The sequence below is a fragment of the Streptomyces tatrensis genome (assembly GCF_049310065.1).
GTDB lineage: Bacteria > Actinomycetota > Actinomycetes > Streptomycetales > Streptomycetaceae > Streptomyces.
In genome coordinates this window covers 2,128,285-2,139,969 of the sequence record NZ_JBMDLB010000011.1, presented here as the reverse complement: position 1 = coordinate 2,139,969, position 11,685 = coordinate 2,128,285, and the positions used below count along the sequence as shown (strand labels likewise).

The window sequence follows — 11,685 nt, the reverse complement described above, 5'->3', positions numbered from 1 at the left end:
GCAGGTCCGGTTCGTTTGAGGAACACTCGTCCGGTTAGGCTCGAGACATGCATGCCTGGCCCGCTTCTGAGGTCCCCGCCCTGCCTGGCAAGGGCCGCGACCTCCAGATCCACGACACCGCGACCCAAGGGGCGATCACCCTCGCCCCCGGTCCCGTCGCCCGTATATACGTCTGCGGGATCACCCCGTACGACGCGACGCACATCGGTCACGCGGCGACCTACAACGCGTTCGACCTCGTGCAGCGCGTGTGGCTCGACACCAAGCGGCAGGTCGTCTACGTCCAGAACGTCACGGACGTCGACGATCCACTGCTGGAGCGGGCCCTGCGTGACAACCAGGACTGGACCGAGCTCGCCGAACGCGAGACGGCTCTCTTCCGCGAGGACATGACCGCACTGCGGATGCTGCCCCCGCAGCACTACATCGGCGCCGTCGAGGCCATACCCGGCATCGTGCCGCTGGTCGAGCGGCTGCGGGACGCGGGCGCCGCCTACGAGCTGGACGGCGACGTCTACTTCTCGGTGGAGTCCGACCCGAACTTCGGCAAGGTGTCCAACCTGGACGCCGAGGCGATGCGGCTGCTCTCGGCCGAGCGGGGCGGCGACCCGGACCGGGTGGGCAAGAAGAACCCGCTCGACCCGATGCTGTGGATGGCGGCCCGCCCGGGCGAGCCGAGCTGGGACGGCGGCTCGCTGGGCCGCGGCCGGCCCGGCTGGCACATCGAGTGCGTGGCCATCGCCCTGGACCACCTGGGGATGACCTTCGACATCCAGGGCGGCGGCTCCGACCTCGCCTTCCCGCACCACGAGATGGGCGCCTCGCACGCCCAGGTGCTGACGGGCGAGTTCCCGATGGCCAAGGCGTACGTACACGCCGGGATGGTCGCGCTGCACGGCGAGAAGATGTCGAAGTCCAAGGGCAACCTGGTCTTCGTATCGGCCCTGCGGCGGGCGGGCGTGGACCCGGCGGCGATCCGCCTGGCCCTGCTCTCGCACCACTACCGCGCGGACTGGGAGTGGACCGACGCGGTCCTCGCGGAGGCGGTGGCCCGCCTGGAGCGCTGGCGCGCGGCCGTCTCCCGCCCCGACGGCATCGCGGCGGACGACCTGGTCGAGGAGGTCCGCGAGGCCCTCTCCAACGACCTCGACGCCCCTGCTGCTCTCGCGGCGGTGGATCGCTGGGTCGAGCGCCAGCTCGTCTCCGACGGCGACGACGAGTCGGCCCCGGGTCTCGTGTCCCGCACGGTTGACGCGTTGCTCGGCGTGGCCCTGTAGAACGCGCGGCGCCGTTGCCGGGGGCTCCGCCCCCGGACCCCCGCGCCTCAAACGCCGGCGGGGCTGGATTTTCCCCTGCGGGGCTGGATACAGCCGGAGGCGCTGGACGCAACCGGAGGGGCTGGGACTGCCGTCAGGCAATCCCAGCCCCTCCGGCGTTTGAGGAGCGGGGTCCGGGGCGGAGCCCCGGGATACGGCGAAAGGGCGGGGCGGGGAGAAAATCCCCCCGCCCCGCCCCCCGCACGGGCTACGCCTCCGGAGGCGTCTCGTCAGGCGTCTCTTCCTGGTCCGGCGCGGCCGCCGGAGGAGCCGAAGGCTCGTCCCCGGATCCGGAGGACGGCTCCGCCTTCCGCTTCGGCGGACGCGGCATACCACCGGAGGTGTCCCGCAGATACGACCCGTCACCCGGCTCCGCCGCGGCGGAAGGATCCCGCCGCCGCAGGTACCGCTCGAACTCCCGGGCAATGGCATCGCCCGAAGCCTCCGGCAGATCCGCCGTGTCCCGAGCCTCCTCCAGCGTCTGGACGTACTCCGCCACCTCGGAGTCCTCGGCGGCCAGTTGGTCCACGCCCAGCTGCCACGCCCGCGCGTCCTCGGGGAGTTCGCCCAGCGGGATCCGGATGTCGATCAGATCCTCCAGCCGGTTGAGCAGTGCGAGCGTCGCCTTCGGGTTCGGCGGCTGGGACACGTAGTGCGGCACCGCCGCCCACAGGGACACCGCCGGCACCCCGGCATGGGTGCAGGCCTCCTGGAGGATGCCCACGATCCCGGTCGGCCCCTCGTACTTGGTCTCCTCCAGGTCCATCGTCCGCGCCAGATCCGCGTCCGAGGTCACCCCGCTGACCGGCACCGGGCGCGTGTGCGGGGTGTCGCCCAGCAGCGCCCCCAGGATGACGACCATCTCCACGCCCAGCTCGTGGGCGAAGCCCAGGATCTCGTTGCAGAACGAACGCCACCGCATGGACGGTTCGATGCCCCGCACCAGCACCAGGTCGCGCGGTTTGGTCCCGCCGATCCGGACCACCGAGAGCCGGGTCGTCGGCCACGTGATCTTCCGTACCCCGTTGTCCAGCCACACCGTCGGCCGGTTGACCTGGAAGTCGTAGTAGTCCTCGGCGTCCAGAGCCGCGAAGACCTCGCCCTTCCACTCCCGGTCCAGGTGTGCGACCGCACCGGAGGCCGCGTCACCCGCGTCGTTCCAGCCCTCGAACGCGGCCACCATGACCGGGTCGATCAGCTCGGGCACGCCCTCAAGCTCGATCACCCAGGTCTCCTTCCGAAGTTCCCTTGTGTACGTGGGTCAGCCTAAGCCTTGATGAGGCACCGGCCACAGCCCACGACAGAGGGGCGGTTCCCCCTGGAACCGCCCCTCTGCCCGTTCACGCCACCGCTTATGCCTTGTGCGCCAGCATCTCCTCGACCCGGCCGCGCACTTCGGCGCTGTCCAGGCCGCGGACCGTCACCGTCGTACGGCGGCGCAGCACGTCGTCGGCCGTCTCGGCCCACTCGTTGTCGCGGGCGTAGGCGACCTGCGCCCAGATCTCCGGACCGTCCGGGTGGATGCGCTCGGCCAGCGCCGGGTCCTCGTTGGCGATCCGCGCGATGTCGAAGGCGAGCGAGCCGTAGTGCGAGGCCAGGTGGCGCGCGGTCAGCGGGTCCATCCGGGAGCCCGGCTCGCGGTCCACGAGCAGCCGGTGCGCCACCGCGTTCGGGTTGGCGACACCGGGCAGCGCGATCCGTCGTACGAGGGACTTCAGCGGCTCCATGTCGTCGGTCAGCGGGCTGCCCGGAAGCTTGGCCAGCTTGTCCATGACCACGCGGCCGATGTGCCGGTACGTGGTCCACTTGCCGCCGGCCACCGACAGCATGCCGCCCGCGCCCTCGGAGACGACCGTCTCGCGCTTGGCCTTCTCCACCCCGCCGGGGCCGCCGGGCAGCACGCGCAGGCCCGCGAAGGCGTACGTCATCAGCGAGCGGTCCAGATCGGCGTCCTTCACCGAGAAGGCCGCCTCGTCCAGGATCTGCTGGATGTCGCCCTCGGTGGCCCGCACGTCCGCCGGGTCGCCGTCGTACACCTCGTCGGTGGTGCCCAGCAGCAGCTGGTCCTCCCACGGCAGGGCGAAGGTGATGCGGTACTTGTCGATCGGGGTGGCCATGGCGGCCTTCCACGGCGACTTGCGCTTCATCACGATGTGCGCGCCCTTGGACAGGCGGATCGAGGGCATGGAGTGCTTGTCCTCCATGCGCCGCAGGTGGTCCACCCACGGGCCGGTGGCGTTCAGCACCACGCGGGCGTCCACACCGAACTCGGTGCCGTCCAGGCGGTCCTTGAGCTCGGCGCCCGAGACCCGGCCGCGCGTCATGCGCAGCCCGGTGACCTCGGCGTGGTTCAGGACGACCGCACCCGACTCGACGGCCGCGCGGACCGTCATGACGGCGACGCGGGAGTCGTTCATCTGGTGGTCGTAGTAGACGGCTACGGCCTTGAGGCCGTCCGTCTTGAGACCCGGGTTGTCGGCGGCGGCACGGGCCGGAGAAATGATCTTGCCCATGCCGTCGCCGAAGCCCGACAGCGCCGAGTACGCGAACACGCCCGCGCCCAGCTTCGCCGCGCCCACCGGACCGCCCTTGTACACCGGGAGGTAGAAGGTGAGCGGGTTGACCAGGTGCGGGGCCACGTCCTTGGCCAGCACCCGGCGCTCGTGGTGGTTCTCGGCGACCAGCTTGACCGAACCGGTCTGCAGGTAGCGCAGGCCGCCGTGGACGAGCTTGGAGGAGGCCGAGGAGGTGGCGCCGGCGAAGTCGCCGGCGTCCACCATGGCGACCCGCAGACCCGACTGCGCGGCGTGCCAGGCCACCGAGGTGCCCAGGATCCCACCGCCGATGACCAGCAGGTCGTACGTGGCCTTCGCCAGCTGCTCACGGGTCTCGGCGCGGCTCGCGTTCGAACCGGCGGTCGGGTGCGTGCCCAGGGTGGGAACGCTCTGCAGGGTGCTCATGTCCGTTGACTCCTACTTACTCGTCGCAGTGCGCCGGCCGTGCGGTCAGCTGGCGTCTTCGTCGTCGACCCAGCCCATGGACCGCTCGACGGCCTTGAGCCAGCTCTTGTATTCGCGCTCCCGCTGCTCGGCGGGCATCCGCGGGGTCCACTCCGCCGCGCGGCGCCAGTTGGCGCGCAGGGCGTCGGTGTCGGGCCAGAAGCCGACGGCCAGGCCGGCGGCGTAGGCGGCGCCGAGGCAGGTGGTCTCGGCGACCATCGGGCGCACCACGGGGGCGTCCACGAAGTCGGAGAGGGTCTGCATCAGCAGGTTGTTGGAGGTCATGCCGCCGTCGACCTTGAGGGCGGCGAGCTCGACGCCCGAGTCCTTGGTCATGGCGTCGGTGATCTCGCGGGTCTGCCAGGCGGTGGCCTCCAGGACGGCACGGGCGATGTGCGCCTTGGTGACGTACCGGGTGAGGCCGGCGATCACACCGCGGGCGTCGGAGCGCCAGTACGGGGCGAACAGGCCGGAGAAGGCGGGCACGAAATACGCGCCGCCGTTGTCCTCGACGGAGGAGGCCAGGGTCTCGATCTCGGCCGCGGTCTTGATCATGCCCATCTGGTCGCGCATCCACTGGACGAGCGAGCCGGTGACGGCGATGGAGCCCTCCAGCGCGTAGACCGGCTTCTGGTCGCCGATCTGGTAGCCGACGGTGGTCAGCAGGCCGCTGTAGGAGTTGATGATCTTGTCGCCGGTGTTCATCAGCATGAACGTGCCGGTGCCGTAGGTGGACTTGGCCTCGCCCTCGGCGAAACAGGTCTGGCCGAACAGCGCGGCCTGCTGGTCGCCGAGCGCCGAGGCGACCGGGACGCCCGCGAGGACGCCCTCCTTGACGTGGCCGTAGACCTCGGCGGAGGACTTGATCTCCGGGAGGACGTTCAGCGGCACCTCCATGGACTCGGCGATGCGCTCGTCCCAGGCCATGGTGTGCAGGTTGAACAGCATGGTGCGCGAGGCGTTGGTGACGTCGGTGACGTGCACGCCGCCCTGGGCGCCGCCGGTCAGGTTCCAGATGACCCAGGAGTCCATGGTGCCGAAGAGGATGTCCCCGGCCTCGGCGCGCTCGCGCAGGCCCTCGACGTTGTCGAGCAGCCAGCGGATCTTCGGGCCGGCGAAGTACGAGGCGAGCGGCAGGCCCGTCTCGCGGCGGAAGCGGTCCTGGCCGACGTTGCGGCCGAGCTCCTTGCACAGGGCGTCGGTACGGGTGTCCTGCCAGACCAGCGCGTTGTGGACCGGCTCGCCGGTGTGGCGGTCCCACAGGAGGGTGGTCTCGCGCTGGTTGGTGATGCCGACGGCCTTGACTTCGGCCGGGTCGATTTCGCCCTTGGACAGGGCCCCGGCGACGACCTCCTGGACGTTGGTCCAGATCTCGGTGGCGTCGTGCTCGACCCAGCCCGGCTGCGGGAGGATCTGCGCGTGCTCCTTCTGGTCGACCGAGACGATGCGCCCGTCACGGTCGAAGACGATGCAGCGGGAGGAGGTGGTGCCCTGGTCGATCGCGGCGATGAAGGGGCCGGTGCTCGTGGTCATGGTGGCTGCTCCTGGCAGGTGTCGAAGTAGGCGGAATCAGAATGGCGGTGCGGATGGTGCCGTGGTGCCGATTGCTGATCAGGCGAACGCGATGTTGTACAGACCGCCGGCGAGCGCGGCACCCGCGAGGGGGCCGAGTACCGGGATCCAGGAGTAGCTCCAGTCCGAGCCGCCCTTGTTGGGCAGCGGCAGCAGGGAGTGGACGATGCGCGGGCCGAGGTCGCGGACCGGGTTGATGGCGTAGCCGGTCGGGCCGCCGAGCGAGAGGCCGATGCCGACCACCACGAACGAGGTGATCAGGACGCCGATGACGCCGAGGCCCTTGCCGTCGTCCTGCAGGCCCTGGGTCAGGATGGCCAGAACCAGGACGGCGGTGCCGATGATCTCGGTCGTCAGGTTCTGGACGACGTTGCGGATCTCGGGGCCCGTGGAGAAGATGCCGAGCACCGGGCCGGCCACGTCGTGCGGGTGCGGGTCCTCGGGGCCGAGCTTGGCGTCACGGATGTGCTCCGGGTCGGCGAGGTGCGCCTGGAACTGGCCGTAGTAGGCGAGCCACATCAGGACCGAGCCGATCATGGCGCCGAGCAGCTGGCCGGCGAAGTAGACCGGTACGTCGCCCCAGGCGCCGTCCTTGATCGCGATGCCGACGGTGACCGCCGGGTTGAGGTGCGCACCGGAGAGCGGCGCGGAGACGTAGGCGGCGATCAGGACGGCGAAACCCCAGCCGAAGGTGATCGCGAGCCAGCCGGCGCCGCGGGCCTTGGAGCTCTTGAGCGTCAGGGCGGCGCACACGCCGCCACCGAGCAGGGTGAGCAGGGCGGTACCGATGGTCTCGCCGATGAAGATGTCGGAGCTGGACACCCGCGACTCCTTTGTCGTTCAGGGGGGTCGGCCGCCGGGTCCCTCCGGCGGCCCACGCACTCGGTGAGTGCTGCACCGGTCCTTGGCCTTGCCACACCCTAACGCGTATTGCCGTTAGGTGTTCGGCAATGCCGACCGGTGAACGGCAGTTTTCCGCCCATGTGAAGCGGGCGTCAAGGGTTGACCAGGCCAATGAGTCGGATCGTTACCACTAGGGAGGATCGAACAAATTAGGCCATTGATTGATCATCAAACGCCAAGAACCACCCAAATGCCACTTTTGTGTGGCCGTTGGGTGGTTCAGGCAGGGTGAGGGGCTCAGGCCAAGGTCAGAACCGGCCCGCCCCGAGATCGCGCGAAACCGCCCGTGCGCAGTCCCGTACGGACGCCACCAGGGACGGCAGGGGCTCCCCGGACTCCCCGCACACCCGCTCCACGGCGCCCGCGACGGCGATCGCGCCGACCGGCATCCTGCGGCGGTCGTGGATGGGGGCCGCCACCGAGGCGACCCCGTCCCAGGTCTCCTCGATGTCGCCGGCCCAGCCCCGGGCCCGGATCAGGGTCAGGACCTCCTCGAACCCGGCCGCATCGGTGACCGTGCGGGGGGTGAACGCCTCCCGCTCCACCTCCATGACCTGCGTGTGCGCCACCGGGTCGTAGGCGGACAGCACCTTGCCCAGGGCCGTGGAGTGCAGCGGCTGCATGGCTCCCACCTCCAGCACCTGACGGCTGTCGTCGGGCCGGAACACGTGGTGCATGATCAGCACCCCGCTCTTGTGCAGCACCCCGACGTACACGCTCTCCCCGCTCGCGCGGGCCAGGTCGTCCGTCCACACCAGGGCGCGCGCCCGCAGCTCGTGGACGTCCAGATAGCTGTTGCCCAGGCGCAGCAGCTCCGCGCCGAGTTGGTAGCGGCCCGAGGCCGGGTCCTGCTCCACGAACCCCTCGGCCTGCAGCGTGCGCAGGATCCCGTGCGCCGTGCCCTTGGCCAGGCCGAGGGAGGAGGCCACGTCCGAGAGCCCCAGCCGGCGCTCGCCGCCCGCCAGGAGCCGCAGCATCGCAGCGGCTCGTTCGAGCGACTGGATGTTCCGTGCCATCGCGCAGCCTCCTGCTGACGTAGTTCGACAATGCTGAACACTATCGGTCGATGCCGACTTCGTGCAGGGCGAGGGCGAGTCTCCGCCGGACGAGTCGTCCAGGACACCCGGGCCGAAAGCCGCCACCCCACCGGCACAGAATGCAGTCCGCCACGTGGGACGCCCTAACCGGGCTCGAGTCGGCACCGTTACCCTGGCCGCGTGCACCCTTGACACAGGAGGGGTGCAAAGCCGACAGCCGTCGCATCCCAGGGAGCTCACCCATGGCCTCGTTGCCGAACCAGCCCGCTGACACCCAGACCCGGGCCGATGCCCTCCGCCAGGCACTGGCGACCCGCGTGGTCGTCGCCGACGGAGCCATGGGAACCATGCTCCAGGCCCAGGACCCGACCCTGGAAGACTTCGAGCAGCTCGAAGGCTGCAACGAGATCCTCAACGTCACCCGCCCCGACATCGTGGCCAACGTGCACCGCGAGTACTTCGAGGCCGGCGTCGACTGCGTCGAGACCAACACCTTCGGCACGAACTACGCCGCCCTCGCCGAGTACGACATCGCGGACCGCAACCACGAGCTGTCGCTCGCCGGCGCCCGGATCGCCCGCGAGATCGCCGACGAGTTCACCGCCTCCACCGGGCAGCAGCGCTGGGTCCTCGGCTCCATGGGCCCCGGCACCAAGCTGCCCACCCTGGGCCACATCGACTACGGAACCATCCGCGACGCCTACCAGATCAACGCCGAGGGCCTGATCACCGGCGGCGCCGACGCGCTCCTCGTGGAGACCACCCAGGACCTGCTGCAGACCAAGTCCTCCATCGTCGGCGCCCGCCGCGCCATGGAGGCCCTCGGCGTGTCCGTCCCGCTGATCTGCTCCGTGACCGTGGAAACCACCGGCACGATGCTGCTCGGCTCGGAGATCGGCGCCGCGCTCACCGCGCTGGAGCCCCTGGGCATCGACATGATCGGGCTGAACTGCGCCACCGGCCCCGCCGAGATGAGCGAGCACCTGCGCTACCTCGCGCGCAACTCCCGCATCCCCCTCTCCTGCATGCCCAACGCGGGCCTGCCGGTCCTCGGCAAGAACGGCGCCCACTACCCGCTCTCCGCGAGCGAGCTCGCCGACGCGCAGGAGACCTTCGTCCGCGAGTACGGCCTCTCCCTCGTCGGCGGCTGCTGCGGCACCACCCCCGAGCACCTGCGCCAGGTCGTCGAGCGCGTCCGCGGCCTCAGCCCCGCCCCGCGCGAGCCCCGCCCCGAGCCCGGCGCGTCCTCCCTCTACCAGACGGTCCCCTTCCGCCAGGACATCTCGTACATGGCGATCGGCGAGCGGACGAACGCGAACGGGTCGAAGAAGTTCCGCGACGCGATGCTCGAGGCCCGCTGGGACGACTGCGTCGAAATGGTCCGCGACCAGATCCGCGAGGGCGCGCACATGCTCGACCTGTGCGTGGACTACGTCGGCCGCGACGGCGTCGCCGACATGAAGGAACTCGCCGGACGCTTCGCCACCGCCTCCACCCTGCCGATCGTCCTCGACTCCACCGAGGTCCCCGTCCTGCGGGCCGGCCTGGAGAAGCTCGGCGGACGCGCCGTCATCAACTCCGTGAACTACGAGGACGGCGACGGCCCCGAGTCCCGCTTCGCGAAGGTCACCAGCCTCGCCCAGGAACACGGCGCGGCCCTCATCGCGCTGACCATCGACGAGGAGGGCCAGGCCCGCACCGTCGAGCACAAGGTCGCCATCGCCGAGCGCCTCATCGACGACCTCACGGGCAACTGGGGGATCCTCGAGTCGGACATCCTCATCGACACCCTGACCTTCACCATCTGCACCGGCCAGGAAGAGTCCCGCAAGGACGGCATCGCCACGATCGAATCGATCCGCGAACTCAAGCGCCGCCACCCCGACGTCCAGACCACCCTCGGCCTCTCCAACATCTCCTTCGGCCTCAACCCGGCCGCCCGAGTCCTCCTGAACTCCGTCTTCCTCGACGAGTGCGTCAAGGCCGGCCTCGACTCCGCGATCGTGCACGCGTCCAAGATCCTGCCGATCGCACGGTTCGACGACGAGCAGGTCACCACCGCCCTCGACCTGATCTACGACCGCCGCGCGGAGGGCTACGACCCGCTGCAGAAGCTGATGGCCCTCTTCGAGGGCGTCAACACCAAGTCGATGAAGGCCGGCCGCGCCGAGGAACTCCTCGCCCTGCCCCTGGACGAACGCCTCCAGCGCCGCATCATCGACGGCGAGAAGAACGGCCTGGACGCCGACCTCGACGAGGCCCTCCAGACCCGCCCCGCCCTCGACATCGTCAACGACACCCTCCTGGAGGGCATGAAGGTCGTCGGCGAACTCTTCGGCTCCGGCCAGATGCAGCTCCCCTTCGTGCTCCAGTCCGCCGAGGTCATGAAGACCGCGGTGGCCCACCTGGAACCGCACATGGAGAAGAGCGACGACGAGGGCAAGGGCACCATCGTCCTGGCCACCGTCCGCGGCGACGTCCACGACATCGGCAAGAACCTCGTCGACATCATCCTCACCAACAACGGCTACAACGTCGTCAACATCGGCATCAAGCAGCCGGTCTCCGCGATCCTCGAAGCCGCCCAGGAACACAAGGCCGACGTCATCGGCATGTCCGGCCTCCTGGTCAAGTCCACGGTGATCATGAAGGAGAACCTGGAGGAGCTCAACCAGCGCAAGCTGGCAGCCGACTACCCGGTCATCCTCGGCGGCGCCGCCCTCACCCGCGCCTACGTCGAACAGGACCTCCACGAGATCTACGAGGGCGAAGTCCGCTACGCCCGCGACGCCTTCGAGGGCCTGCGCCTGATGGACGCCCTCATCGCCGTCAAGCGCGGAGTCCCCGGCGCCTCCCTCCCCGAACTCAAGCAGCGCCGCGTCGCCAAGCGCGACACACCCGCCGCCGCCGAGGAGACCGAAGAGCCCGGCGGCCGCTCCGACACCTCCACCGACAACCCCGTGCCCACCCCGCCGTTCTGGGGCACCCGCGTCGTCAAGGGCATCCCGCTCAAGGACTACGCCTCCTGGCTCGACGAAGGCGCCCTCTTCAAGGGCCAGTGGGGCCTCAAGCAGGCCCGCGCCGGCGGAGCCACCTACGAGGAACTCGTCGAGAGCGAAGGCCGCCCGCGCCTGCGCGGCCTCCTCGACAAGCTGCACACCGAGAACCTCCTCGAAGCCGCCGTCGTCTACGGCTACTTCCCCTGCGTCTCCAAGGGCGAGGACCTGATCATCCTCGACGACGCCGGCAACGAGCGGACCCGCTTCACCTTCCCGCGCCAGCGCCGCGGCCGCCGCCTGTGCCTCGCCGACTTCTTCCGCCCCGAAGAATCCGGCGAAACCGACGTCGTCGGCCTCCAGGTCGTCACCGTCGGCTCCAAGATCGGCGAAGCCACCGCCAAGCTGTTCGAGTCCGACTCCTACCGCGACTACCTGGAGCTCCACGGCCTCTCCGTCCAGCTCGCCGAGGCCATGGCCGAGTACTGGCACGCCCGCGTCCGCGCCGAGCTCGGCTTCGGCGGCGAGGACCCCTCCAAGGTCGAGGACATGTTCGACCTGAAGTACCGCGGCGCCCGCTTCTCCCTCGGCTACGGCGCCTGCCCCGACCTGGAGGACCGCGCCAAGATCGCCGACCTCCTCCAGCCCGAGCGCATCGGCGTCCACCTCTCCGAGGAGTTCCAGCTCCACCCCGAGCAGTCCACCGACGCCATCGTCATCCACCACCCCGAAGCGAAGTACTTCAACGCACGCTGACACCCGCCCCAGCGCACGCACAGACGTACCCCGCCGCACCCCGACACGTAATTCAACGCACATCGAGACGGACCGGCGTACACTTGTCGGTCCCATACAGGCCGGT

At 70.0% G+C, this 11,685-nt stretch carries 7 protein-coding genes; 2 read left to right on the top strand and 5 right to left on the bottom strand.

Annotated features, from left to right (window positions below; translation table 11 throughout):
- The first annotated feature begins 47 nt into the window (after positions 1-47).
- Positions 48-1,277, top strand: a complete 1,230-nt coding sequence (mshC, locus tag ACODT5_RS25415) for a cysteine--1-D-myo-inosityl 2-amino-2-deoxy-alpha-D-glucopyranoside ligase (protein ID WP_422521561.1) — start codon at positions 48-50, stop codon at positions 1,275-1,277.
- 247 nt (positions 1,278-1,524) lie between these two features.
- On the opposite strand, the gene ACODT5_RS25410 is transcribed toward mshC, so the two are convergent.
- The 5 genes from ACODT5_RS25410 to ACODT5_RS25390 form a co-directional block, all read right to left on the bottom strand.
- Entirely contained in the window at positions 1,525-2,541 is a 1,017-nt protein-coding gene (locus ACODT5_RS25410) for a PAC2 family protein (protein ID WP_422521560.1), read from the bottom strand.
- A 127-nt stretch (positions 2,542-2,668) separates the two neighbouring features.
- Positions 2,669-4,276 (bottom strand): glycerol-3-phosphate dehydrogenase/oxidase, encoded by a 1,608-nt coding sequence (locus ACODT5_RS25405; protein ID WP_422521559.1) that lies wholly within the window; start codon positions 4,274-4,276, stop codon positions 2,669-2,671.
- Positions 4,277-4,321: 45 nt separating this feature from the next.
- Positions 4,322-5,848 carry a glycerol kinase GlpK gene (gene glpK / locus ACODT5_RS25400; protein WP_422521558.1) on the bottom strand — a complete coding sequence of 509 codons (1,527 nt, stop codon included), beginning with the start codon at positions 5,846-5,848 and terminating at the stop codon, positions 4,322-4,324.
- A 78-nt stretch (positions 5,849-5,926) separates the two neighbouring features.
- Positions 5,927-6,709, bottom strand: coding sequence for an MIP/aquaporin family protein (locus tag ACODT5_RS25395; RefSeq protein WP_327251918.1), 783 nt, complete (start codon positions 6,707-6,709; stop codon positions 5,927-5,929).
- A gap of 329 nt (positions 6,710-7,038) precedes the next feature.
- Complete coding sequence (locus ACODT5_RS25390; protein ID WP_422521557.1) at positions 7,039-7,806, bottom strand: IclR family transcriptional regulator; 768 nt, start codon at positions 7,804-7,806, stop codon at positions 7,039-7,041.
- Positions 7,807-8,069: 263 nt separating this feature from the next.
- On the opposite strand from ACODT5_RS25390, the gene metH reads away from it, so the two are divergent.
- Positions 8,070-11,579 carry a methionine synthase gene (metH, locus tag ACODT5_RS25385; protein WP_422521556.1) on the top strand — a complete coding sequence of 1,170 codons (3,510 nt, stop codon included), beginning with the start codon at positions 8,070-8,072 and terminating at the stop codon, positions 11,577-11,579.
- The last annotated feature ends 106 nt before the right edge of the window (positions 11,580-11,685 follow it).

Excerpts from the sequence above, each read along its gene's own strand:
- mshC (WP_422521561.1), top strand. The coding sequence starts at position 48 with ATGCATGCCTGGCCCGCTTCTGAGGTCCCCGCCCTGCCTGGCAAGGGC.
- ACODT5_RS25405 (WP_422521559.1), bottom strand. The coding sequence starts at position 4,276 with ATGAGCACCCTGCAGAGCGTTCCCACCCTGGGCACGCACCCGACCGCC.
- glpK (WP_422521558.1), bottom strand. The coding sequence starts at position 5,848 with ATGACCACGAGCACCGGCCCCTTCATCGCCGCGATCGACCAGGGCACC.
- ACODT5_RS25390 (WP_422521557.1), bottom strand. The coding sequence starts at position 7,806 with ATGGCACGGAACATCCAGTCGCTCGAACGAGCCGCTGCGATGCTGCGG.
- metH (WP_422521556.1), top strand. The coding sequence starts at position 8,070 with ATGGCCTCGTTGCCGAACCAGCCCGCTGACACCCAGACCCGGGCCGAT.